The 24001-nt window shown below is 69.4% G+C and carries 25 protein-coding genes and 1 pseudogene; 13 read left to right on the top strand and 13 right to left on the bottom strand.

Going from position 1 to position 24001, the window contains the following annotated elements:
• Window positions 1-154: 154 nt before the first annotated feature.
• Entirely contained in the window at window positions 155-1543 is a 1389-nt protein-coding gene (locus ACTOQ2_RS16605) for an MFS transporter (RefSeq protein WP_440100438.1), read from the top strand.
• Window positions 1544-1565: 22 nt separating this feature from the next.
• Here ACTOQ2_RS16605 and ACTOQ2_RS16600 read toward each other — a convergent pair whose 3' ends face one another.
• Window positions 1566-1712: a hypothetical protein gene (locus ACTOQ2_RS16600; protein WP_440100437.1), complete on the bottom strand. Its 147-nt coding sequence runs from the start codon at window positions 1710-1712 to the stop codon at window positions 1566-1568.
• A gap of 89 nt (window positions 1713-1801) precedes the next feature.
• On the opposite strand from ACTOQ2_RS16600, the gene ACTOQ2_RS16595 reads away from it, so the two are divergent.
• The 5 genes from ACTOQ2_RS16595 (at window position 1802) to ACTOQ2_RS16575 (ending at window position 7132) form a co-directional block, all read left to right on the top strand.
• Window positions 1802-2941: a sensor histidine kinase gene (locus ACTOQ2_RS16595; protein ID WP_440100436.1), complete on the top strand. Its 1140-nt coding sequence runs from the start codon at window positions 1802-1804 to the stop codon at window positions 2939-2941.
• Window positions 2938-3594 (top strand): response regulator, encoded by a 657-nt coding sequence (locus ACTOQ2_RS16590; protein WP_440100435.1) that lies wholly within the window; start codon window positions 2938-2940, stop codon window positions 3592-3594. The genes ACTOQ2_RS16595 and ACTOQ2_RS16590 overlap by 4 nt, the downstream gene beginning before the upstream one ends.
• A gap of 238 nt (window positions 3595-3832) precedes the next feature.
• Complete coding sequence (locus ACTOQ2_RS16585) at window positions 3833-4837, top strand: NAD(P)-dependent alcohol dehydrogenase (RefSeq protein WP_440100434.1); 1005 nt, start codon at window positions 3833-3835, stop codon at window positions 4835-4837.
• Window positions 4838-5121: 284 nt separating this feature from the next.
• A complete protein-coding gene (locus ACTOQ2_RS16580) occupies window positions 5122-6084 on the top strand; it encodes an RNA polymerase sigma factor (RefSeq protein ID WP_440100433.1) in 963 nt (320 codons plus the stop codon).
• A gap of 124 nt (window positions 6085-6208) precedes the next feature.
• On the top strand, window positions 6209-7132 hold the full coding sequence (locus ACTOQ2_RS16575) for an alpha/beta fold hydrolase (protein WP_440100432.1): 924 nt from the start codon (window positions 6209-6211) through the stop codon (window positions 7130-7132).
• 258 nt (window positions 7133-7390) lie between these two features.
• Here ACTOQ2_RS16575 and ACTOQ2_RS16570 read toward each other — a convergent pair whose 3' ends face one another.
• Window positions 7391-7924: a CGNR zinc finger domain-containing protein gene (locus ACTOQ2_RS16570; protein ID WP_440100431.1), complete on the bottom strand. Its 534-nt coding sequence runs from the start codon at window positions 7922-7924 to the stop codon at window positions 7391-7393.
• Between the two features lie 108 nt (window positions 7925-8032).
• Here ACTOQ2_RS16570 and ACTOQ2_RS16565 point away from each other — a divergent pair, with 108 nt between their 5' ends.
• Together ACTOQ2_RS16565 and ACTOQ2_RS16560 are read left to right on the top strand one after the other, a co-directional pair.
• Window positions 8033-8788, top strand: coding sequence for a class I SAM-dependent methyltransferase (locus tag ACTOQ2_RS16565; protein WP_440100430.1), 756 nt, complete (start codon window positions 8033-8035; stop codon window positions 8786-8788).
• Between the two features lie 69 nt (window positions 8789-8857).
• Complete coding sequence (locus tag ACTOQ2_RS16560; protein ID WP_440100429.1) at window positions 8858-10159, top strand: FG-GAP-like repeat-containing protein; 1302 nt, start codon at window positions 8858-8860, stop codon at window positions 10157-10159.
• 43 nt (window positions 10160-10202) lie between these two features.
• Here ACTOQ2_RS16560 and ACTOQ2_RS16555 read toward each other — a convergent pair whose 3' ends face one another.
• Entirely contained in the window at window positions 10203-10856 is a 654-nt protein-coding gene (locus ACTOQ2_RS16555) for a hypothetical protein (protein WP_440100428.1), read from the bottom strand.
• Between the two features lie 54 nt (window positions 10857-10910).
• On the opposite strand from ACTOQ2_RS16555, the gene ACTOQ2_RS16550 reads away from it, so the two are divergent.
• Window positions 10911-11633 carry a MerR family transcriptional regulator gene (locus ACTOQ2_RS16550; RefSeq protein WP_440100427.1) on the top strand — a complete coding sequence of 241 codons (723 nt, stop codon included), beginning with the start codon at window positions 10911-10913 and terminating at the stop codon, window positions 11631-11633.
• Between the two features lie 15 nt (window positions 11634-11648).
• On the opposite strand, the gene ACTOQ2_RS16545 is transcribed toward ACTOQ2_RS16550, so the two are convergent.
• From ACTOQ2_RS16545 to ACTOQ2_RS16525, 5 genes are all read right to left on the bottom strand, one after another.
• Complete coding sequence (locus ACTOQ2_RS16545; RefSeq protein ID WP_440100426.1) at window positions 11649-12377, bottom strand: hypothetical protein; 729 nt, start codon at window positions 12375-12377, stop codon at window positions 11649-11651.
• A gap of 33 nt (window positions 12378-12410) precedes the next feature.
• Complete coding sequence (locus ACTOQ2_RS16540; RefSeq protein WP_440100425.1) at window positions 12411-13172, bottom strand: GNAT family N-acetyltransferase; 762 nt, start codon at window positions 13170-13172, stop codon at window positions 12411-12413.
• A gap of 163 nt (window positions 13173-13335) precedes the next feature.
• Window positions 13336-14385: an RDD family protein gene (locus ACTOQ2_RS16535; protein ID WP_440100424.1), complete on the bottom strand. Its 1050-nt coding sequence runs from the start codon at window positions 14383-14385 to the stop codon at window positions 13336-13338.
• 139 nt (window positions 14386-14524) lie between these two features.
• Complete coding sequence (locus ACTOQ2_RS16530; protein ID WP_440100423.1) at window positions 14525-14749, bottom strand: response regulator transcription factor; 225 nt, start codon at window positions 14747-14749, stop codon at window positions 14525-14527.
• A 3-nt stretch (window positions 14750-14752) separates the two neighbouring features.
• Entirely contained in the window at window positions 14753-15559 is an 807-nt protein-coding gene (locus ACTOQ2_RS16525; RefSeq protein ID WP_440100422.1) for a DUF2306 domain-containing protein, read from the bottom strand.
• 481 nt (window positions 15560-16040) lie between these two features.
• Here ACTOQ2_RS16525 and ACTOQ2_RS16520 point away from each other — a divergent pair, with 481 nt between their 5' ends.
• Complete coding sequence (locus tag ACTOQ2_RS16520; protein ID WP_440100421.1) at window positions 16041-16607, top strand: hypothetical protein; 567 nt, start codon at window positions 16041-16043, stop codon at window positions 16605-16607.
• A gap of 146 nt (window positions 16608-16753) precedes the next feature.
• Here the strand turns inward: ACTOQ2_RS16520 and ACTOQ2_RS16515 are convergent, their stop codons facing one another.
• Together ACTOQ2_RS16515 and ACTOQ2_RS16510 are read right to left on the bottom strand one after the other, a co-directional pair.
• Window positions 16754-17170 carry a PIN domain-containing protein gene (locus ACTOQ2_RS16515; protein WP_440100420.1) on the bottom strand — a complete coding sequence of 139 codons (417 nt, stop codon included), beginning with the start codon at window positions 17168-17170 and terminating at the stop codon, window positions 16754-16756.
• On the bottom strand, window positions 17167-17457 hold the full coding sequence (locus tag ACTOQ2_RS16510; RefSeq protein WP_440100419.1) for a hypothetical protein: 291 nt from the start codon (window positions 17455-17457) through the stop codon (window positions 17167-17169). Before ACTOQ2_RS16510 ends, ACTOQ2_RS16515 begins: the two co-directional genes overlap by 4 nt.
• 195 nt (window positions 17458-17652) lie before the next feature.
• On the opposite strand from ACTOQ2_RS16510, the gene ACTOQ2_RS16505 reads away from it, so the two are divergent.
• Window positions 17653-19173, top strand: coding sequence for a recombinase family protein (locus tag ACTOQ2_RS16505; protein WP_440100418.1), 1521 nt, complete (start codon window positions 17653-17655; stop codon window positions 19171-19173).
• Between the two features lie 687 nt (window positions 19174-19860).
• Window positions 19861-21276: a replication initiator gene (locus tag ACTOQ2_RS16500; protein ID WP_440100417.1), complete on the top strand. Its 1416-nt coding sequence runs from the start codon at window positions 19861-19863 to the stop codon at window positions 21274-21276.
• Window positions 21277-21426: 150 nt separating this feature from the next.
• Here ACTOQ2_RS16500 and ACTOQ2_RS16495 read toward each other — a convergent pair whose 3' ends face one another.
• The 3 genes and pseudogenes from ACTOQ2_RS16495 to ACTOQ2_RS16485 form a co-directional block, all read right to left on the bottom strand.
• Entirely contained in the window at window positions 21427-22002 is a 576-nt protein-coding gene (locus tag ACTOQ2_RS16495; RefSeq protein ID WP_440100416.1) for an HD domain-containing protein, read from the bottom strand.
• A gap of 12 nt (window positions 22003-22014) precedes the next feature.
• The gene (locus tag ACTOQ2_RS16490; protein ID WP_440100481.1) at window positions 22015-22398 is read right to left on the bottom strand and encodes a hypothetical protein; all 384 of its coding nucleotides are present in this window, start codon (window positions 22396-22398) and stop codon (window positions 22015-22017) included.
• 598 nt (window positions 22399-22996) lie between these two features.
• Window positions 22997-23137 (bottom strand): annotated as a pseudogene (locus ACTOQ2_RS16485) (hypothetical protein); the annotation flags it as partial.
• A gap of 147 nt (window positions 23138-23284) precedes the next feature.
• Here ACTOQ2_RS16485 and ACTOQ2_RS16480 point away from each other — a divergent pair.
• Entirely contained in the window at window positions 23285-23656 is a 372-nt protein-coding gene (locus ACTOQ2_RS16480) for a hypothetical protein (RefSeq protein ID WP_440100415.1), read from the top strand.
• Window positions 23657-24001: the final 345 nt, after the last annotated feature.

Genomic DNA, 24001 nt, shown 5'->3' with positions numbered 1-24001 from the left:
GCCGGCCACGATTTCCCGCACCGGGGAAACAAGAAAAGCAGCCATTAGAATTCCCTTATCGTTTTCGGCATGATGTTTTATTGGACCGTCGTCGTGCACGCGTTGTAATTTCGCCACAACGCTTATATCCGAGCCTCACGTTTCGGAGTGAACAATGCACACGACCGACCGTTCGTCGCCCGCGCGCCCCAGGAGCGGGCTCGCCGTCGTCGCCATCTGCTTCTTCACGATCGTCTTCGACGGCTACGACCTGATCGTCTACGGGTCGGTGGTTCCCAGCCTGCTCGGCGACCAGGAGTGGGGTCTCACCCCGGCGCAGGCGGGGGCCATCGGCAGCTACGCCCTGATAGGGATGCTGATCGGCGCGGTCGTGGCGGGCATGATCACCGACGTCGTCGGGCGACGAAAGATCATCCTTGTCAGCATCGCGTGGTTCTCCGTGGCCATGGTGCTGTGCGCCACGGCGTCGTCACCCGAGACCCTCGGCCTGTTCCGCTTCGTCGCGGGTCTCGGCCTCGGAGGTGTCGTACCGACGACGATCGCACTGACCGTCGAATACGCCCCGAGGAACCGGCGAAACCTCTACAACGCGCTCATGTTCTGCGGTTATCCGGTGGGCGGCTGCCTGACCGCGCTGGTGGCCATGGCGCTTCTCGCCGAGCACGGCTGGCGGGTGATGTTCCTGGTCGGAGCCGCACCCATCGTGCTGATCCTGCCGCTCGCGATCTGGCTGCTTCCCGAGTCGGCGAGCCATCTGCTGGCGCGGGGACGCCGAGCCGAGGCCGAGGCCGTGGCCGCCCGCTACGGGCTGGACCTCGGCGACGGTCGCGACGAGCCCGCCGGACCGCGCGCGGGGAAGGGTTTCACGCTGCCGTTCCGGCGGGGCTACCTCGCCGCCACCCTTCTCTTCGGAGCGGCCAGCTTCTGCGGCCTGCTGCTGGTCTACGGACTCAACACCTGGCTGCCGCAGATCATGCGCGAGGCCGGCTATCCCCTCGGTCCCTCGCTGCAGTTCCTGCTGGTCCTGAACGTCGGGGCGATCGCCGGCACCATCGTGATGTCGGCCCTCGCCGACAGGATCGGGGCCAAGGCCATCGCGGTCTGCGCCTTCCTGGCCGCCACCGTGTCCATCTACCTGATGAGCCTCGACCTGGGCACCGGCCTGCTGATGCTCTGCGTCGCCGTGGCGGGGCTGGGCAGCGTGGGCACCCAGATCCTGGTCAACGGCTACGTGGCGATCTTCTACCCGGCCTCGGGCAGGGGCTCCGCCCTCGGCTGGACGCTCGGCGTGGGCAGGGCCGGCGCGATCGCCGGTCCGCTCCTGGGCGGCTGGCTGCTGGGCTCCGGACTCGGGTTCGAATGGAACTTCTACGGGTTCGTCCTGCCCGCCCTGCTGGGCGCGCTGTTCGTCGCCGCGGTCCCGCGCCTCAGCCGCCACCGGAGGCGGACGCCGGTCGTCGAGGAGACGCCGGTGGAGAGTGGCGTGCTCGGCGGCATCCCGCTCCAGAGAGAGGCGCACGACCACCAGAACGTCATGAGGTGACGGGCCGGACGCCCACCCGCCGTCAGCCGCCGGCGCCGGGGCCCGCGGGAGAACCGGCGGACTCTCTCGGCCCGCCGGAAAGGATCATCCGGCGGGCCACCCCGGCCATCCAGACGAACGTGAAGGCGATCACCGTCGGGTTCTTGGCGGAGACGAGGATCGACGTCACCGGCTCCTGCCGCCACGAACCGCCGGTCGAACGCGCCTCTCGTACTTTGGGCCGATCCGAAGTGGTACCTGTTCTCGTACCATGAGGAGGTGCTCCCCCTTGTCCGCTCCGTGTGGGACGAGCCCCGCCCCCCCGACCCGCCGCCGCGGGTGTGGCGGGACTGGGTGCTCGTAGGGGTGCTCGTGCCGATCGCGCTGCTCGAAGGGGTGCTGCGGCCGGACCTTCCGTGGCGGGCCGTCGCGGTGGCGGTCACCGTCGGGCTGATCCCCACGTTGTTGTGGCGCCGGACCAGGCCGCTGCCGGTGGTCATGATCGTCTTCGGCGTCACGAGCCTGGCCCCGCTGCTGACGGGCGGCGACTCCGCGGAGACGTACACGATGGCCTATCTGCTGCTCGTGGTGTACTCGCTGTTCCGGTGGGGATCCGGGCGCGAGGCGGTGATCGGGCTGGCGATCATGCTCGTCGCGGTCTACCTCTCGATCGTCTTCGACCACCCCACCCCCGCCGACGTGGTCGCCACGTTCGCCGTCATGTTCTCCGCCGTCGCCCTGGGCGGAGCGCTCCGGTACCGGGCGCGGGCGAGGATGCGCGAGCTCGACCAGGTCAAGCTGCTCGAACGCGAGCAGCTGGCGCGCGACCTGCACGACATCGTCGCCCACCACGTCTCGGCGATGGCGATCCGCGCCCAGGCCGGCATCGCCACCTCGGCGTCGCGGCCGAACGCCGCGACCGAGGCGCTCCACGTGATCGAGGCCGAGGCGTCGCGCGCCCTCGCCGAGATGCGCGCCATGGTCCGCGTCCTGCGCCGGACCCAACCCGCGGAGCTGGCACCCGGCCGGCGCGTCACCGACCTCCGGCAGCTCGCGGGCCGGGGCGCGTCCGGCCCGTCCGTCGACGTGGAGATCCCGGACGACCTCGGCGACCTCCCTCCCTCGGTCGAGGCCGCGATCTACCGCCTCGCCCAGGAGTCGGTCACCAACGCCCGGCGGCACGCCCGCCACGCCACCCGCGTCGAGGTCCGCGTCACCGCCGACGACACGTCGGTGCGCCTGCGCGTGAGCGACGACGGCGACACCGGTTCCGCACGCCCGCCCGCGCCGCCGGGATACGGGCTCATCGGCATGATCGAACGCGCCGAGCTGCTCGGCGGCACCTGCGAGGCCGGACCGAACCCCGAGCGGGGCTGGACCGTCACCGCCGTACTGCCCCGGGCCGGGGCGACGGCGTGAGCATCCGGGTGCTCGTCGCCGACGACCAGGAGATCGTCCGCACCGGGCTCGCGATGATCCTCGACGCCCAGCCGGACATCGAGGTCGTCGGCGAGGCCGCCGACGGGCGGCGAGCCGTCGAGCTCGCGCGGCGCCTGCGCCCCGACGTGTGCCTGTTCGACATCCGCATGCCCGGCCTCGACGGCATCCAGGCCACCCGCCTCCTCGCCGGGCCGGACGTCGACGACCCCCTCGCCGTCGTCGTCATCACCACGTTCGACCTCGACGAATACGTCTACGCCGCGCTGAGGGCCGGCGCCAGGGGTTTCCTGCTCAAGGACGCCGGCACCGTCATGCTCTCCCAGGCCGTCCACGCCGCCGCCGTCGGTGACGCGCTCATCGCCCCGAGCGTCACCGCGCGACTGCTCGGCGCCTTCGCCGACACCGGGCCCACCTCACCCTCGCTGCGCCCCGTCGAGGCGCTCACGGACCGGGAGGAGCAGATCCTCGTCACCGTGGCACGGGGGCGGACCAACGTCGAGATCGCCGACGAGTTCCACATCTCCCTCAGCACCGTCAAGTCCCACATCGCGAGCCTGATGGCCAAGCTCGGTGCCCGCAACCGCGTCGAGATCGCGATGTGGGCCTACGAGACCAGGCGCCTTCGGGGCTGATCCGGGCGGCGAGGGGAACGGCTCGGACGGTGGCGCTCCATCGGCGGAACGGCCCGCCCGGAGCCCGCCGATCGTCCATCGATCGGGCGTACTTTCGGCTGATGAGTCCCTCGCGGGGGTCTTCTACCGTGATTCTCATGGCCCGGGACATCCTCGGCGCCACTTGGTCGGCGACGCCTCCGATCCCCCGGCACCGGTCCGTGGGCATGGCGCCCCGGCAGACTCGTACCCACCCGCGATGGATGAGGAGAATGCGTTGAAAGCGTTCGTCCTGCGCTCGTACGGCTCCCCCGACGTCCTCGATCTGACGGAGATCGACACCCCCGTTCCCGGCGACGGCGAGGTGCTCGTCCGGGTGCACGCCACCTCCGTCAACCCCTACGACTGGCACAACATGAGAGGCGAGCCGTACGTCGCGCGCCTGATGCCCGGCGCCCTGGGGTTTCGCGGCCCGAAGCTCGGCATCCTGGGCGCCGACATGGCCGGGCAGGTCGAGGCGGTCGGCGCGAACGTGACGGCGTTCCGCCCCGGCGACGAGGTGTTCGCGCTGCTCGAGGAGGGCGGCTTCGCCGAGTACGTGTGCGTCCGGGAGGACAAGCTGGCGCCGAAACCGGAGAACCTGTCGTACGAGCAGGCGGCGGCGGTACCGATGGCGGCGTGCACCGCCCTGCTGGGCCTGCGCGACGACGGACGGATCCAGCCGGGGCAGCGGGTCCTCGTCAACGGCGCCTCGGGAGGGGTGGGGACGTTCGCCGTGCAGATCGCCCGCGCGTTCGGCGCGGAGGTCACCGGCGTCTGCGGCACGGGGAACGTGGGCATGGTCCGGTCGATCGGCGCCGACAAGGTCATCGACTACACCAAGGAGGACTTCACCCGGGCCGAGCGGCGCTACGACCTCCTGCTGGACGTCGCGGGGGGCCGCCCGGTGTCGGCCTGCCGCCGGACGTTGACTCCCAAAGGGGCCTACGTCATCATCGGCGGACCGGGTGGCCGATGGCTGCGACCCGTCGGTCACATGTTCTCGGCCCTCGCGACCGCGCCGTTCGTGTCCCAGCGGACGGCCAGGACGGACGTGGTCCATTGCCCGGAGAACAAGAGGAACCTGGTGACGCTGACCGGGCTCATCGAGGCCGGGAAGGTCACCCCGGTCATCGATCGGGTCTACCCGTTCGAGGAGATCCGGGCGGCCGTCGAATACCAGGAGAAGGGGCACGTGCCGGGAAAGGTCGTCATCAAACTCTGAGACGACGGACCCGCCGCGCGTACGACGACCACCTCTCGCGGGCAGTCCGGCGGAGCCCTCCGTCGCCGGCGCATCCGGCACCCCGAAGTATGCTGGGCGCCCGTGCGGGACCGAGCGCGGACGATCAACGATCATGGATGCGGCCGTCACCACCTGCGGGATCACGGTCGCGAGCGGCATCGGCCGGACCGTGAGGACGGCCGGAGCAAATGGGCCGGACCGTGGAGACGGCCAGAACAAATCGGCCGGACCGTGGAGACGGCCGGAGCAAGAGGTGGACCGGCATGACGCCCAGCGGGATCTCGGACCCGGAACTCACCCTCGGCGCCCAGTCCGGGGACGTCGCGGCGCTGGGGCTGCTGCTGGAGCGCCACCAGGCGGGCATGCGCGCGGTGGCGCTGAGCCTGCTGGGGCACGGGCCGGACGCGGACGACGCCGTACAGGACGCGGCGCTGGTCGCGCTCCGGCGGATCGGCGACGTCCGGGACCCCGCCGCGGTGGGGCCGTGGCTGCGGATGATCGTCCGCAACGCGTGCCGGACGCGTCTCCGGGCCGCCCATGACACCCGGTTCCTCGACGAGCTCGTGCTGCCTTCCCCGGACGCGACCCCCGAGCAGGCACTGGAGCGGCACGCGCTGCGCGACTGGGTCTGGCGGGCGATCGAGGAGCTGCCCCCGCCCGTCCGGACGGCCGTCATGCTGCGGCACTTCAGCAGTCGCGTCACGTCCTACCAGGAGATAGCGGCGGCCTGCGCGGTACCGGTGGGCACGGTTCGCAGCCGGCTCAGCCAGGGGAGGGCCAAGCTGGCCGAGGCCCTGCGGGCGACCGCGGACTCGGCGCACGGCGACGCCGCCGAGCTGGCCGCGGCGAGCCGGCGGGAGGCCCTGGAGACCCTGGAGGCGGCCGCGCGGGGAAGGTTCGCCGAGGTCCTGGCCGAACGGTGGTCGCCGGAGGTCGCGCTGCTCGTCGGGGAGCGCCCGACGATCGGGCGCGAATTCCTGCTCAGGGGAATGGAGGGCGATCTGGAGGCCGGGGTCCGCCAGCACCTCGCCCACGTGGTCGCCAGCCGTGACATCACCATCTGGGAGATGGACATCGCCAATCCGGTGGAGAACCCGGAGCACTGCCCGCCCGCCGTGACCTGGCTCATGTCCCTCGACAAGGGGCGTGTCCACCAGCTGCGGCTCTATCATCCGCGGCCCTCCGGGCCGGCCCTTCACGATCCGCGGCCCTCCGGACCGGCCTGAGCACGGAACGGCGGCTCCGCCCGAGGCCGCGGCTGTGACCACGATCACAGGGGCCGGATCGAACTTACCCGCCGCCCCCGCGTCCTGCCGGTGTCAGTGACGACACCGCAAGACCGGAGATCCCATGAACGCCCTCGGCACGAACCCACTGTCGCCCGGCACCCACACCGTCGACCTGAACGGCATCGTCCAGCGCTACCACGTCCACGGCACCGGACCGGTGTGCCTGGCACACTCCGGTGGCCCCGGAGTGCTCTGGGAGTACATGAGGATGCCGGCGGTGGAACGGCACCTGACCATGGTGTACGTAGAGCCGATCGGCACGGGCGAATCGGGCCGCCTCGATACGCACCCCCACGGTTACACGCGAGACCGCTACGCGGAGGCCCTCGACGACCTGATCGACCACCTCGCGCTTCCGAAGGTGTACCTCCTCGGCCACTCGCACGGCGGTTTCGTGGTGCAGCACTACGCCCTGCGCCACGCCGGCCGGCTCGCCGGGATCGTCCTGTACGACAGCGCACCGGTCACCGGGGCCGAGCACTTCGCCGAGGCCATGCGCAACATGGAGGAGTTCACCCGGAGGAACGCGGGCAACCCCGAGCTCCAGGAGGTCCTCGACGCCTTCCGGTCGATCCCCGCCATCTCGAACGACGAGGAGTTCACCGCCACGATCCGCGGGCTGCTCCCGGCCTACTTCGCCGACTACTGGGGACGCGCGGAGGAGTTCGCGCCCCTGCGGGCCACGGTGAGCGGATCACACATCTCGGGCCTCGACGAGCACCTGGCCCCCGACGTCATCGACGACAGGGAGCTGCTGGGGGCGATCACCACGCCCACCCTGGTGGTCGTCGGCCGGTACGACGTCATCTGCGGGGTGCGCTGGGCACACGAGCTCGACAAGCTGATCCCCGGCTCCGAACTGCTCGTCCTGGAGAACAGCGGCCACTTCGGCCACCTCGAGGAGCCCGAGGAGTTCACCCGGGCGATCGCCGCCTTCGCCGCGTCCACCGCGTCCACCGCGTCCACCGCGTCCACCGCGGTATGACAGGCCCGCGGGCCTGTCATACCGCGGCCTGAGCCACCGGAGCCGGGCGGGACAGGGTTCCGCCCGGCCCTCCGGTCAGCCGCAGGCGGGCGAGATCGCGCCGGTGAGGGCCCGGTTGGCGTCGCGCACTCGCTTGACGTCGGGCTTCGGCGGCGGTCGGGCCGGCGGCGCGGAAGACTCCGGCACCGCCGGGGCCGCGAAAACGGCCGGCCTCGCACCCGGCCCGCCAGGTGTCCCGGCATCCTCGGGAGCGTGCCTTCACAGGCCTTTGCCCCTGGCGCGGAAGGCCGCGGTCTTGACGCGGTTCTGGCAGGTGGTGCCGCAGAACCGGCGGGTACCGTTGCGGGAGACGTCCACGTAGACCCGGTTGCAGTGCGGCGCCGTGCACACGCCGAGACGGTCGTGATACTCGCTCCCCAGCACGATCGCGAGACCGGTGGCACAGCTCGCCGCCCAGTCGCCCGCCATGGTGCCACCCGGGCCGTGGAAGTGCAGGTGCCACGGCTCCCCGTCGTGGCGTTCGAGCATCGGCCGGGCCCGGGTCTCCTCAAGGAGATCGTTGACCCGCAGGGCGGCGACGTCGACGTCTCCCCTCGTGACGGCGTCGAAGACCACGCGCAGCCGCGCCGCGATCTCGACGAGCTCACCGGCCTCCGTCTCGGTGACCTCCCGGTGGTCCGGGTGGCCGGTGCGCAGGCCCTCCGTGGCGGCGGCGACGAGATCTCGTGGCGGCGGGAAGTCGCGGCCTCGCCTCTCTCCCGGGGTCAGCTCGTTGACCAACCCCACCGCCACCCGAACGATCGCATCAGCGTGACTGTTGAAGTCCACTTGACCAGTTACATCCTCGCGTTCTAGCTTGTAACTGGCATAAGTCTATACGACAGTTACAAGGAGACTATGGTGCTCACCCACGATGCCGCACTCGAGTGGATCGCACGCTGGGACCGCCAGCAGGAGGGCTACCTGCCCGACCGCGAGGAGCGCTTCACCGCGCTGATCGACGCCGTCGAAGCGACGGGCCGCCCCGACCCGCTGGTCATCGACCTCGGCTGCGGACCGGGCTCGCTGTCCGCCCGCCTCCTGGAACGGCTGCCCAGGGCGACAGTGATCTCGGTCGACGCGGACCCCCTGCTGCTCGGCCTCGGCCGGGCCGCCTACCCGCACCTCACCTTCGTCTCCCTCGATCTGCGCACCCCCGGATGGACCGAGTCCCTGGGCCTGGACGGACCGGCCGACGTGGCGGTGAGCACCACCGCGCTGCACTGGATCTCTGGACCGGACCTCCGGAAGATGTACGCCGAGCTGGCGACCGTGCTGTGTCCGGGCGGCCTCCTGCTCAACGGCGACCACATGGAGACCGACGACACCACTCCGGCCATCGCCCAGCTCGAACGCACCGTGCACGACCGGGAGACCCGGCGCACGTTCGCCGGCGGCCACCCCGAGGACTGGCGCCAGTGGTGGGAGGCGGTCGCCGCGGATCCCGCCTTCGCCGAGCTCCGCACCGCACGCACCACCGCGGGCGCCGACCATCACGGCTCGGAGTCCTCCCTGCTCTCCGAACACGTCGACGCCCTCCGCGATGCCGGATTCGCCGAGATCGGCACCCTCTGGCAGCGCGGCAACAACCGTCTCCTCTGCGCCGTCCGCGACTGATCCGGCCACCGGCACCCCCGCGGCCCGCCGCCACTGCCCATGGACGAGACCTTCCCGTACCATCCCTGCATGTCCCCTCGCATAGCGGTCATCGTGCTGGCAACCGTGCTCGCCACCGGAGCCGCGCTTCCTCCCCGTTCCGTCCGCGGGGACGTCAACGGGGACGGCGGGGCCGACCTGGTGGTGGGCGGCGCCGGTCCGCTCACGATCCAGCCGCTGAAGGGCAGAGCGGCGGTCCGGGACCAGCGCGCGACCGCGCTGTCGACGGGCGACTTCGACGGGGACGGCCTCGCGGACGTGGCGGTCGGCGCCGGCGGCACGGTCACCGTCCTGTACGGCCGGCGCGCGGACGGCTATGTCGGCCGGACCGGCCGATTCACCCCCGGCCAGGGCGGTATCCCCCGGCTCGGCACCGGCCACGGCTTCGGCAACGCGCTGACCACCTCCGACCTCAACCGGGACGGCTACACCGACCTCGCCGTGGGGGCGCCGGAGACCACGCTGGACAGCGCGGCGACGCGCGGCGGCGCCGCCGTCGTCCTGTACGGCTCCCGCCGCGGTCTCACCTCCTCCGGGGCACTGCGCCTCAGCGAGAACACGCCGGGAGTGGTCGGCTTCAGCCAGCACAGCCGCCTCTTCGGCGCCGCGCTGGCGGCCGGAGACGTGACCGGAGACGGATACAACGACCTGGTGGTCACCGCGCCGTCCGGACGGCCGGGATACGACATCGGTGGGGCCGTCCACGTGTTCAAGGGGTCGGCCAGAGGCGTGACGACCGCCGGAGACACCATGGTGACCAGCGGAAACGTGGACGGCCGCGTCATGGACGCGCAGGCGTGCGCGGGTGGTCCCGACGGTGCCGACAACAGGGCGAACACCGCCAGGTGCACGCGCGAGCCGTTCGGCTGGTCAGTCCGGGTCGGCCGTTTCCACGGCGGCAAGTACGCCGACGTGGTCGTCGGAATCGGCACCGGCAGGCTTCTCGTCCTGCGAGGCGGTCCCGCGGGCGTCGACAGGCGCCGGCTGAAGACGCTGGCCCTGCCCGGCATCACCGGGACGAGCGACCCGGCCAACGACCACGCCGGCTCGCTCGCCGCCGGCGACGTCGACAAGGACGGCTACACCGACCTCGTCGCGGGAGCTCGCGGCCGGGGCGAGGTCGCCGTCCTGTACGGCTCCGCCACCGGGCCGCGCCGGCCGGACTGGGTCGGGAAGGGCGGGGCCAACGTGGCACTGCTCGACGTGGACGGCGACACCGTCCCGGAACTCGCCACCACCGACGGAGGCTCCACCCGGGTTCTCTGGATCAAGAACGGCAGGGTCGCCAGGACCACCGCTCTTCCCCTGAAAGGCCGGCTGATCGCGCGCTGACCGGAGCCGACGCCGAAGCCTGCGCCCGAGCCGCGTCACCTGGTCACCCGGCACGCAGGCATCGCCGGCCCAGCACGCCGAACCACAGCATGATCGGCAGGTGAAGGGCGTACCCGAGCTGCTCCATCGCGACCGACGGTCCCTGCACGCCGGCCGTCCACGGAAGCGCGACCGCGACCAGCCCCGGGAGCGCGACGAGCACACCGGCCCGGCGAAGCCCCGCGGGCATCGGGACACCGATCGCGGTGGCGACGGTGGCCGCGACCCACAACAGCCCGGCCAGGTTGACCATCCACTTGGCGGTGAGAAGTACCGCCGCGGCCACGGCGGCGGCCTCGGGAACGGCGGTCAGCCGGGTCACGGCGAGATTGCCGGCGTCGTGGAGCATGCCCGCCAGCCCGGCGGCCGCCAGCAGCCCGCCGGCGAGCACCACCAGATGCGGTCCGGGCGCCTCGGCCGACCCGGCGGCCATCACCAGCCCCGCGGCGGTCAGCGCCAGCCAGCCCAGCACGTCGAGGGCGAGCTCGGCCAGGTGCAGCCCGACGTGCTCGCCCACCGCGGACAGCGCGGCGGCGGGATCGGACGGATTCAGGGTAAGCCCCGATGGCACCACGACGGCCGCACCGGCGACCATGGCGATGAGCGAGCACAGCAGCAGTACACCGGTGAGCCGGTTTCCAGGGGTCGAGTCGGTCATGGACGGTGACGCTAGAACCCTGACGCAAGGACAAGGTCAACACGAGAGGTCGAGATGTGGCGGATCGGACAACTGGCGCGCATGACCGGCGTCTCGGAACGCACCCTGCGCCACTACCACCACATCGGGCTGCTCATGCCCGCCGCGACAGACCGCGCCACCGGCTACCGGCGGTACGGCGTGGCCGAGCTGTCCCGGCTCGAACACATCCGCGCGCTACGACGTCTCGGCCTGTCGCTGCGTCAGATCCCCGACCTGCTGGACGCGCCCGAGGCACAGGTGCGGCAGGCCGTGGCCGAGGTCCTGGCGGGCATCCGGCGTGACATCACCGCCCTGGCCACGACCGCGGCTCACGCGGAGGACCATCTCGCGACGCCGATGTCGATCCTGCCGCAACAGGCCACGGTGGGCCCGCGCCACCTGCGCGTACGCCACCTGCGCCTCGATCACCCGGCCGAGCTGGCCACCGTCTGCCCGGCACCGCCCGTGACCCTGCTGACCTGGCTGCTCCGGCCCCCGACCGGCGGATTCGCCGCGGCGGTGACCACGGACCGGGGCGGGGAGCGGCTCGTCCTGCCCGCCCGTGCCGTCGTCCGCGCCGTCGTCCCGCCCGCCGGTGTGATCCAGGCCGGGCAGGACCTGTTCGGCTGGCTGGACCGTCACCACCTGGACATCGCCGGCCCCAACGTGGAAGAGCACCTCACGGACGACGACGGTGCGCGGGTCACCGTCCTGGAGATCTCCGTACGCCCGCGCCCGCGCGACCCCGCCGGTTGACGGGGGACCGTCGCGTCAGCATCGATCGTCGGCGAAGGCCGCACGCGGATCGAGGAGCCGGCCTCGCGCGTACTCCTCGTCGAAGGCGTCCGGGCCGAGCGCCTCGACGGCGGCGGCGCGCACCTTGGCGAGGTCGGCCGCGTCGTCAGGATCCGGTACCTGGCCGAGCGACGCGAACGCGCCGTCCGCGACTCCGGCCAGCCGCGCCGCCCGCGCGTGATCACCCTCGGCCGAGGCGTACGCGGCGCCCGCCACGCAGACGTACGGCACGAAGTCGGCCCAGCCGTTGCGGAACACCCGCTCACGGCCCTCGGCGAACAGCTTCCTCGCCGCGTCGAGATTGCCCAGGCCCAGCTCGCAGAACGCGAGGTTGTGATATTCGGAGTTGACCGTCTCGGGCCGGCCGAGCGCCTCGTTGAGGGCGATGCTCTCCCGGTACAGATCCCGAGCCCGGAGCAGGTCTCCGGACATGCGCGCCACGGCGGCCAGCACGTGCCTCGGCCGTTCCTCGAGGCCGCGGTCACCGGAGCGCAGCGCGACCGCGAGCGCCTCCCGGGCCCGCGCCTCTCCGCCCGGCAGGTCACCACCGCGGATGGCGACCCGGGCCAGGCTGTACCGGGCCTCCACCTCGCCCGCCGCGTCACCGGCCGCCTGGGCCCGCTCGATCTCGGCCTCGCTCATGCGCACCACGGCGTCGCTCTCACCGCGCCGGAAGGCCGCGCGCACGTTCTCACTGAAGTTCATGAATCCTCTTCCCCGATCGGGCTGTCTTGTCCGTCACCGTGCTTCGAACACGGTCCACTTCTCCACGGGGCGGAAACCCATCGACTCGTAGAGCGGCCGGCCCATCGCGCTGGTGTGCAGGTAGGCCGCGTCCGCTCCGGCCGCGATGCCGTCCAGCAGCACGGTCTCGGTGATCGCCCGGCCCAGGCCGCAGCTCCGTGCGGCCGGGACGACGGCGATGTTGAACACGCCAACCACACCGGGGCTCCGGATCCCGAGCCCGGTGCCGGTGGGCCGTCCTGACTCCTCGGCCAGATAGCCGGTGATGGGGTCGGCGTCGAGCACGCCACCGCCCATCAACGAGCCGAAGACGCCCTCGGGAGCTTCGAAGCCCTGGGTGAGAGCGTCGGTGTAGAGATCGCTCTCGGCCGCACCGACCTGGCGTACCGGCTTTCGCTCCGCCGCGCCGGTCCGGAACACCATGTCGCCCGCGGCGCAGGCCAGCAGCCACAGATCACTGCGTTCGACCAGCCCGTGCCCGGCCGCGAGGCCGGCGACCTCGTCGCCCGCCTCGCCCCGAACCATGATCGACCATGGCGCGCCCTGCCTGCCGACCTCGGTCGCCATCTCGTCGAGCGACTCGCGATCCGGTTCCGGTGCCGTGTCGTAGGCCGCGTTCAACGTCGCGACGCCCGCGTGGGTCACCGCCGCGCGGGCGGTGCCCCGCTCGGCGTACCAGCCCATCGGCGTCACCTCGCAGAGGAGCTCGATGGCGTCGAAGTACGCCGCCGCCATCCGATCGGCGGTGGTGTCCATGGCTGTCTCCCTCGTGTTCTCCATGGTCAGCGGCGAGCCGCGGGACTCGTCGCTCGGTAGAAGAACGGTACCGGCCGCTGCTCAAGCGGCCTGCAGGCGCATCCGGTCAAGGACGGGCTCGGCGACCTCGCGCTCATTCCCGGCAAGGTCGACGTCAAGCGCCTCATCGACCCGAGCTTCTCGGACGTCCTGAAGTGAGGTTCGGGCCACGGCGGCCGACCACCGTGGCACCCAGCAGGCGGTCGTGAAGGACCCGGCCTTCCGGATCGAAGAGCATCCACACCCCGACCGCGAGAAGGCAGGGCAGCCCGATGCCGGGCACGAGAGCGAGGAAGGGGAAGACAAGCGTGCGAAGAGCCGCCTTCCCCGCTCCCAACCGTCCGCCCGTCCGCGCGTCGATGACGCGTACCCCCACCATTCGCTTGCCCAGCGTCCGCCCCCACAGGACGTGCTGCACCCAGACGTAGAGGAACAGCCCTGCCAGGACGGCCACTTCCCCGGGCCGCACTCTGTCCGGGGGCACGTGATCCCCGGCTCGCTCCAGGAGCCCGGCACCCATGCGGGGTGCGAAGCCGACGCCGATCAAGTATCCGGCCGTCCCCGCGACGGCGCTGAGGACCGTGGCGACGATCAGGTAATCGGCCAGGGCCGCGATCGGCCTGCGCCACATCATCCCGGCCCGGGACGCGGCAGGCTCGCCCCCCGTGATGGGCCGCACCGCCCGGGACGCGGCGAGCACCAGCGCCGCGGCCACCAGGAGACACAGCTGGGTGATTCCCCAGGCGTCGGCCACCGCTCCGAACCAGTCAGCGCTGAACAGCGGGATCGTCTCGCGGCACATGCCCCGCTCACTGTGCAGCGAGGCGAGAGGCCCGACGGCCGCGTTCAGGACGAGGAGTCCCGCCACCCGCCGGCCCGCGGTCGCGGGATCCCCGCGGACGAGACACGCGAGAAGTCCGAGGAGGACCACCAGAGCCGGAACCGCCCACCCCGTCGCGATCTCCATGACCGCTTCGAGGTCACCACGGAGCGGGGCGAGCGGTGACAGCGTCGATCCGCTGCTGAACTGGCACACGTACCCGTAGATCTGGGCGGTCTCCCCATGGAGCTGGGCGTACTCCTCAAGGCTGAGTCGCTCGCGCCACAGTTCCCACGTCGGGAAGGCCGTGACAGCCGCGGCCGCCACCCACACCGACAGCGCTGACCGCGACAAACGGGAAACCCGCGACACCATGATCCTTTCGCCCCGGGAGCGAAACCCTACCGGCATTCCGGTGAAGCGCTCCAGATCCTGGCCACCACGGCGATGAGTCGCGAAGTCATCCGGTAGGCGGTGTCAACGCCCGCGATCTTCAGTCTTCGCCGGGACGGACGAGCCCACTCTCGTACGCGAAGGCGATGGCCTGTGAGCGGTCGCGCAGCTCCAGCTTGTCCAGCACCCTGCCCAGATGCGTCTCCCCGAGATGGAGCCTGGCGGCGATCTCCGAGTTCGACAACCCCCGGCCGACGAGGGCGAACACCTCGGCCTCCCGGCCGGTGAGCCGGTGCCGCTGGGACGCCGGCTTCTCGTGCGTCATCCGCTACGACTTCATGCGCTCCGCACCCACCGTGGAGGTACGGCCCGCGGAGGTGCGACTCTGACCGGTCGGCCGCCTGCGGATGGCCCATTCGGCCACGGCGAGGTTGATCACCCAGCCGGCGGCCACGAGCAGCGCCCTGGGGAACTCGCCGGGTGTCCCGAGAATCAGGAACCAGGGCAGGTGGGTCAGCGCCTGCGTGCCCGCGCCCAGGCCGATCGCATAACCGCGAATCATCCAGGCGCGGTGCCGGGCGATATCCCGCCGCCGGATCGCGGCGAAGGCGAGAACGATGGACAGGAGCATGGCCGAGCCGAACACAAGCCGGATCCCGGCGAGGAGATCACCGTCGCCCTCAGGCCGGGGATAGAACAGCGTCATCCACAGACCAGAAAGCGCCGCGGCGATGCCGCAGAGGACCAGGACCCGCCCGGCGGCGCGGTGCCGGCCCGGCCTCCGGCGGCGGAAACGGGGAGCGAACTGGAAAGCCCCCAGGATGGTGTACACGCTGACACTGAGGATGTGCAGCACCACGGGCAGGGGTGCCGCGAAGAACCGCGCGTTTCCCGGCGTGATCTCCGCGCCGGCCGTCAGCTCGGTCAGGCGGGCGGCTCCGGCGATCATTGGAACGGCGCCGAGCAGGATCAGCGCGGCGGGCAGGAGCCAACCCGACCCGGCGGAGGGGGTCGTGGCGACTTCGGCACGGGCACGGACGGTGAAAGTCTCCGCTGTCTTCCGCTCATCCGCCGGCCGGCCGCTTCGCGGCGGCTGCGAGGACAGGAGGTGTCCTGTCGGGCTCTCATCGGTCATGGTCCGATCGTGACAACCGGGACGGCGGCGGTTCATCGGGAGAACGGCCTGACCCGAGCCGGCCGATCGTCCACTGACAAGGCGTACTTTCGGCCGGAGTCCCGCGAGGCCGTCAGTCCCGTTGGCACCACACGGACGGGTCACCTGGCTTGACGCCGGTGCCGCCGATCCCGCGACGGCACGGTCAGGCTCGGCCTTCGTCGCCGAGGTCTGCGCGTCGGCGTCGCCGGCCGAGATCCTGGGTGGTCAAGATCAGATCATGTTCGGCGGCCGGTGCCGGGCAGCGGTCCCAGGTCACGCACGACCCTGCCCTCGATGTTGCCCACGAGGGCCACGCGGTCGATTATCAAAAAGAAAAGTCGGGGGTTAACAGATCTTATGGCAGCCGTCACACTGACGATGTCGTCGCGAGTGGCGCCCTTTCGACGTGAATCGTATTTCCTTGTTCCTTGGTTTCGAGCCGAGACGTGGGAGTTGACTCATGCGCTCATCGTTGTTGCGCGCGTTGACGGCGGTGGTCATCGCGGCCGCGGCGGTTCTCGTGCCGGCGGGGCCCGCGTCCGCGGGAATCTGGCAGCTCACCGACGGGTTCGAGCCTTCGACGAACCCGGCCTCCAGATGGACGTTGACCGCGAACGGGCATTGCGGCGGGCCCACGTTCGGCGGCCCGTCGAGCACGCCGCGTACGGGGAGCGGCTGGGCCAGCATGATGGCCTTCACGGCGCGCGGCTGGTGCGCGCTCGGGCGAACCATCCATCTCACGCCGGTGAGCATTCACCCGGGGGCACGATGCACCGCCGGCGTCTGGACCGAGTTGTGGGGGAACGAGGCCTCGTTCAACCTCGAGGTGATCGACCCCGACACGTGGACGTACATCGCGTTGAAGTCGATCACCCAGGACTGGGTCCACGGCTGGGAGCTCCAGACAGTGAGCTGGACCGCGCAACGCTCCGACGTCGTGCTGCGACTCACCGTGGGGCAGCAGCATCCGTACTGGCACGCCGCGCAGGTCGATCTCGACGACGTCGTGGTGCAGTGCGCCTACTGATCGGCTGAGCCCTCCGGCCCGGTCGGCACGCGATACATGATCACCGGACGTGAAAGCGGCCCCCGAGCGGCCGGAGGTCTCAGCTTGTCGTTTGACCTCCGAAGTCCCTCACAGCCAAACGTGATCTCGGAGGTTGAACAACAAGCTCAGACATGGACCACCTCCACGGTTTTCCCGCACAGGTTGCCCATGTCGTCCTCATCGGATGTCAGAACGACGACCGGGCGCACCGAACGCAGTGCGGTAGCCGCGACCACGGCGTCGATGGCGTACTTGTGACCGTGCAGACGTGCGTCTCGGAGCAACTCGATCGCCCGTGACGAGATGTCCTCCGTCACAGGCTCGATCTTCAGGCGTGACAGGTACCACCTGAGACGATCGCTTTTGACGCGAACGTCTTGCGCCTCGATCGGTGTCATCGCGCTGACCACAACCCGAAAGTCGTTGTCCTGGGCCTCCCGTACGAACGCGGTCACCCGCCGGTCGGCCTCACACCATTTCACGAGTCCCTCGCAGTCGAGGACCACAGTGCCCGCGCTCAGCCTGCTTCGTGCACGCGTCACCCGTCCTCCTCCTGGAGTTCGGGCGCCGACTTGACGCGGCGGAACAGCGCCGCCGCCTCGTCACGCAAGGACTGGGGGATCGGCCCGGAAGCGGCCTCATTCTCCTGAAGGGCCTCCTCCAAGAGATCCCGCTCGATCTGGCGCTCCACGGCGGCGTCGACATAGGCGGAGAACCCGCGGGCTCCGACCCGCTCCCTGACGGCGCGAATGTTGCCCGCCCTCAGGGAGACACTGACTTTGGCGGCCGGCCCGTCTCCGGGAGCGAACTCTCGCTCAGGCATACCCATGGAATTATCTTACTACTTGAAGTAGCAAAACACTGGTCATAGCCCTGCATGAGAGTTCGACCGCTACGTATGGCCATGCCTCGCCGGAGGTCAGCCCGACCGGGCAGCCAATCCCGCAGTAGCCGCCGGGGTTCTTGAACAGATACTGCTGGTGGTAGACCTCTCACTCAGGCAATAATTCCTGCGGAGGTCCCCATGGCACAGGTCGGCTCGGCTGTCCCCGTCGTCTCCTACGCTCGCATCTCCGCGGACATCAGGAGAGACGAACACGGAGTTCAGGACCAGCACAAGCTCAACCGCGAGACGGCGGCGCGACAGGGCTGGGCCGTGGTCCACGAGTTCACGGACAACGACAAGTCCGCGGCCAAGGCCGACGTGGTCCGTGACGGCTTCGAAGCGATGCTCAAAGCGCTTCGTGCCGGTGAGCTTTCCGACGGTACGGCGGTCCAAGGTGTCGTCATCGTGGCCGAGGACCGTCTTGCCCGCCGTCCAGGTGACTACGAACGCTTCGTAGAGGCGATCACATACCGGGACGGCCGCGTGTTCGCCGACGCACGTGGGATGAAAGACCTCTACAGCGAGGACACCGAGAGCATGGGTCTCTTCGGCGCGGTCATCTCCAAGATGGAAGTCCGGAAGATGCAGCGCCGGATGCGCCGCTCACACCGGACGCGCGCGGAACTGGGAGTACCCGTCGGCGGAACGCGCCCCTTCGGCTGGCTGCCCGACCGCCTGGCGCTCGACCCTCGGGAAGCTCCCCTCGTACGGCAGGCAGCTATGGATGTCATCAGCGGCCGCTCGCTCAACTCGATTGTGGGCGAATGGCAGAGAAAGGACATCAAGACATCCCTTGGCAACAACTGGAGCTCACGGTCCCTGAAACTCATGGTCACAAATGCTCGGCTGTGCGGTTGGAGAGAACTCGACGGCGAGCTCGTACGAGATGCCTCGGGAGACCCGATCGTCGGCCAGTGGCAACCGATCATCACCTCTGAGCAGTGGATCGCGATCAAGAACATCTTCGAGGCACGGAAGGGTCATTACATCTACCCCGACGGAAGAGTCGGCGGCATCCTCGCAAGAGACTTCAAGGAACATCGGTACCTCCTGACCGGCTTCCTGCGTTGTGGACGCACCAAGCCCGATGGCTCGATCTGCAACGCCTCCCTTCGTGTCACCCGTGTGAAGGAGTGTGTCCAGCACATCTACTCCTGCCCTGCCAAGACGGTGGGTGGTTGCGGTGGGCTCGGCAGGCGTGGAGACATGGTTGACCTGTACGTCTCCGAAGCCGTTCTGGCCAAGCTCGAAGAAGTTCAGATAGCTGCATCCGTCAGTCCTGCCGAATGGGAAGGAAAGCAGGAATACGAGGACACGAAAGCTCGTCTCGAAGAACTCCGCAGCCAGTGGGCCGCAGGGAACATAAGCAACGAATTGTTCTTCTCCACAGCGCCTGACCTTGAAAAACGCATCAGCCGTCTACGCGCGGAAGGGCAGAACTTCACGGCGTCCGCCGAACGTCATCTGGCCCGATCCACCACGGACGTGGTCGAGATCCGGCGACGCTGGTACCTCACCGAGGAAGAGGGCGGCCTGCCCCTGTCCATCAAGCGGTCGTACATCCGCGAAGCCCTGCATGCGGTGATCATCTATCCCAGCGGCGGAGGTCGTAGGCCCTTCAATCCCGATCTCCTCGAACCGGTCTGGCGGGAGACCTGAGTCTCAGGACGTCCTTGGACGTCTTCCGCGAGCAGGCGAGCCGTTGCCCTTACCTAAGGGTGACGGCTCTCTTACTTCATGCCCGGTGTAGCCGGACGTCACAGGATTTCAGAGGACGCATACGGACGTCAAGGGACGTCGACGGACGCCCCTGCACAGCAGGAACGCGCGCAGTCCATGAGGCTTATTTAGCGGCTTCCGGTGGTAAAAGAATAAGTAATCAAAACCGCGCCACGAATGAGGGAGACAGCGAGAAAACGGCCTGCGGCCCAATCCGAGCGTGTAAGAGAACCGGGCAAGACCACATCCCCTAGACAGCCGTTCCGCTGGAAGCACCCGGCCCAGTGGTAGGCCGGCAACGCACGGCACGCTCGCCGGTCATCGTCGCAGCAGACACTCCATTTCTCCTCTCGCTGGCAGCACCACGACTCGCCACCGGTTGTCTTCGGCATGTTCGCGATACTGCTCGCCCTTTCCCGTCCGTCGGCGACGGTTCCCTACTCGGAAAGGAGGCACTACGAAGTCCCTACCACCCACCGCGCAGGCCCAGGAGTGGGGCAGGCGCCAAGCAGCCCGATCCCCCCGGTGGGATCGCGATAAGTGGCGACGCGTCGCCACTGTCTTCGGTGTCGAGATCAGCGACGAGATCTCCGACACCGCCCCGGAGCGCGGTGGGAGGGACGCCGCATGAGCAACGGCCCCTCCTTCTCCCCTGATGTGCTCGCCGCCGTACAGCGCGCGGCCATGCCGGACTTCGACCGGTGGCAACGCATGGTGTACGCCACTGGCGGCTGTGCCCAGCCTGTCCGGCTCCACGGCGAACGCATCACCGTGGACGCCGGAACGGGCGAGATCCTGGACGTCTACCGAACGGCCGACGAACCCACCGGTTTTCTGCTGACCGCATGCGGCAACCGCCGCGCGTCCCGTTGCCCTGCCTGCTCGGCCATCTACAGGGACGACACCTATCACCTGATCATCTCGGGATTGCGCGGCGGTAAGGGCGTCCCCGAGGAGGTGAGCGGGCATCCCCGCGTGTTCGCCACCTTCACCGCCCCATCCTTCGGCGTGGTCCACGCACACCGGTCAGGCGAGAACGGCAAGCCGTTGCTGTGCCGTCCTCGGCGTGATCGTCCGGTGTGCGAGCACGGGCGACCGGAAAGCTGCGGCGCACGCCATGGCAGCGATGACCCCCAGGCGGGGCAACCCCTCTGCGTGGACTGTTACGACTACCGCGGTGCGGTGTTGTGGAACGCACACGCGGGCCGGCTCTGGCAGGAGTTCACCAAAACCGTCCCCTCGGCCCTCGCCCGATTGCTCGGCGTCAGCCGTACCGAGCTACGCCGGACGCTGCGCCTGTCGTACGCCAAGGTCGCCGAGTACCAGGCGCGCGGCCTGGTCCACTTCCACGCGGTGATCCGCCTCGACGGTCCAGAGGGGCCAACCGATCGGCCTCCGGACCGGGCTACCGTCCCGCTCCTCGATCGCGCGATACGACAGGCCGTTGAGCAGGTCACCCTCACCGTTCCCGGCGGGACATCCGCCGGTTATCCGCCGATCTCGTTGCGTTGGGGAGACCAGCTCGACGTGCGGCCGGTGTACGTCTCCACCGACCTGGACGGGGTAAGTGATCAGCGGGTGGCGTCCTACGTGGCCAAGTACGCCACCAAGGGTGCGGAGTCGGCCGGGACGGTGGACCGACCGATCCGCAACATCTGGGACATCACCGGCCTGGACGTCACCGAACACACCCGCCGCATGATCATGACCTGCTTCACTCTTGACGAGCTACCCCAGTACCGGGACTTCCCGTTGCGGCGATGGGCTCACATGCTCGGCTACGGCGGCCACTTCTCGACCAAGAGCCGCCACTACTCCACGACCCTCGGTGATCTCCGCCAGGCCCGAGCCGATCATCGCGCCACCCAGGCCCGGCTCGCCCTTGGCCTCCCCGACCCTTCCGAAAGCAGAACGATCACTTTGTCCGAGTGGCGCTACGCCGGAAGCGGCCACCGGCACGGCGAGCTCTTCTGGGCTGAACTCGCCCGCCAGGGCATCGCCGCCGCTCGCCGAGCTGCTTGTAACCGGCAGGTTCCCGATTGAGCTTGAGCCCTGCTCTCTGCCCTGGCGATGTGGCCGGCGGAGTGTCGTAGGCACCCGGGGACTCACGAAATGAGTCCGGCCGTCCACAGCACGGCGAGCTGTAACCGCGCGAATCGGAAAGAGCTCGGGCCTCAATGAGCGTCAGGTGTCTCAGTCTCCGTTCAGGATGTGGGTCATCCACTCCAGCGACCCCGTGCCGAGCGCCTCGTCCGCGAGGCGCTTCGCGGACGCCGTCTTCAACGCGGCGAGCGAGCTGTCGATCCACGGCTGCACGTTCTGATGACCCTGCTCGCGATACTCGATGGCCTGGATCAGGCATTCGAGCTTGTCGGCGTCCCGGGCGCAGACCGCTTCGAGACTGGCCTTCTCCTCGTACTCCCTGACCGCGCCGCTCACCATTTCCGCCACCGACTCTGGAACGCCACGCATCTGGTCGGCGGTGACCTCCTCGTTCGGCGCCGCCTTCAGATACCGCTTGCCGATGTAGGGGATATCGGTGATGCGGGTCTCCTGCGTGTCGTGGAACAGGCTCATGAACGCCGCACGCTCGGGGTTGCCACCTTCCAACGCCGTGATCACACTCGCGATGATCGCTGTCCGGAAGGAGTGGTCGGCGATGCTCTCGGGATCCCGTACCCCCGCGACCAGCCAGCCCGTGCGCTTGTAGCGCTTGAGCAGCCCGATCTCGTACAGCAGGCCCGTCAGCTTCGACAGTTCCTCCGCCATGGAAGTCCCCTCTCACCCTCGGTGGATCATGCGCAGAGCGTAGATGACCGCCTCCAGTTCCCGCTGGGACTGCGGTGACGCGGTGGCCTCGTCCAGGGTACGGACGGCTGCATCTCTGAGAGCATCCGCGCTCTGGGTGTCCAGCGCCGAGGGACGCAGCATGACCAGCGCCCACAGCGTGTGCGCCACCACGTCGAGGTAAGGGTTGGTGGAGTCCAGCTTGCCGGTCAGATGCCTGAGAAGCTCCGTCCCACGCCAGACGTCCGGGTTCAGCTCAATCATGAACGTGTCCGCCAGCTGTGGCTCGCCGACCTCGCCGAGCCAGTAGGCCCAGTAGTTGAGGTTCGCCATCTCGCAGATCTCGTCGGCCAGATGAACCCGGATAAAGTGCTGCAACCCCTCGCGGTCGCCGAGCCGGGCCAGTGAGTGAGCGCCGGATCGGACGACAGCCCATGACGGGGTCCATTCGCCCGCCCGACCTATCCGCCGTTCTTCGGCGCGCTGCATAGTCGTGAGCCAGTCGGCGGTGTCGGCAGTGTCGTCGAAGCTCGCGACGTAGCAGCATGCCGTCCACCCGGCCCGTATCGGCGCCCTCGGCCACTGCCTTCAGATGCTCGAAGAAGTGCACGCGTTCGTCGGGCAGAAGAGAAGGCGCGGTTGCCACCGGCCCCCGGCGGCCGGTCCCGCGAACGGCTCCCGCCACAGCAGACGGCGCGGACTTGGTGAATGGCCACGCCACGAGATCGGTGAACGGGCGCGTGATCACCCATGACGCCAGCGGATGATCCTCGGTCCCGGCTTTTCCTGGCTCCGTGCTGAGCACGTAGCCGACGAATCGGTCCGCCTCAAGGGCCATGTCCAGCTGAGAGAGCAGACGCGACCGGACACCGAGCCGTAGAAGCCAGTGTCGCAACGACAGGTATGCGCCCGTGGAGATCGCCATCAGTGGGCGCCGCCCGGACTCCCACCCCTGAACCGTCGTGACGTCCAAGCCAAGGCGTTCAGCGAACCGCTCCTGGGTCAACCCCGCGGACTCACGGATGACCTTGAGCACATACCCGGAGATCCGGCCTTCACGGCCGCGCTCAGCGTTACCCCGACGGGTGGTCAGGGTTCCCGCACCGTGGACAGTCATGAGAGGGAGCCACCGCCGTCCGTACTCGTACTTCCGGTCAGTTCTGCGACATCCGCGCTGTTCCTAGCGTTGTCACCAGCACGGACAAGCCGATCCAGCGTAACCCGCAAGGGCCTGGTGTGACCGACTCATTCAGCAGGTGGAGCAATGGAATCACCACCCAGGACGAAGCTCATCAGAGGCACCGCTGACGACTTTGCCTATCGTCCGTCATATGTCGCCTCCGCCGAGCGCTTGAAGCTCTCGCTCGAAGACCTTCAGATCGCCGCCGATGTTCACGAGGGGCAGGGGGTCGCGCTCGTGTCGGTCTGGCTGAATCTCATCGTCTGGACGAACGGGCGCTGGTACCGGTGGTGGACAGGGCGGGTGTCACAGAAGACGGGGAGACGGTTGTACGCCGTCCACAGCACGGAGAACCCGGTCACCACCGCGCGCCATGTCGCCCTCCGATATCGCGAGCTTCACACCAGCCGTCCGCTGCCGGCCGTGCCGGCCGAGGCTCGATGTGATCCTGTCTGACGAGTGCCTGAGCCCGCACGTGGTCCTGGCCCAGCGGGATCACCTGCGGCTGGAATGGCGACGACCGTACCCGGCATTGGAGCGGGTGCGGCCGGTGGCCTGGACCTGCTTCTGTCGCGCCACGGTCTACGAACTATGCGAGGGCGGCGGACGGGCCTTCATCCGGCGGATCGTTCAGCTCGACGACGGACATGAGGTCCATGAGACCTCTGTCTACTCGATCCATGAGGCTCGGGCGATCTGGACGGCTCTGCTGTCCGGAAGAGCCCGGTAAACCAGGCGTGGCGGCGCGGGATCCGGAGGGACGGCGCCGCCACGCCTGCCAGAGACCACCTCACCGACTCC

Source organism: Streptosporangium sp. H16, assembly GCF_051918855.1.
Taxonomy (GTDB): Bacteria; Actinomycetota; Actinomycetes; order Streptosporangiales; family Streptosporangiaceae; genus Streptosporangium.
This window is presented reverse-complemented; position numbering and strand designations above follow the sequence as displayed.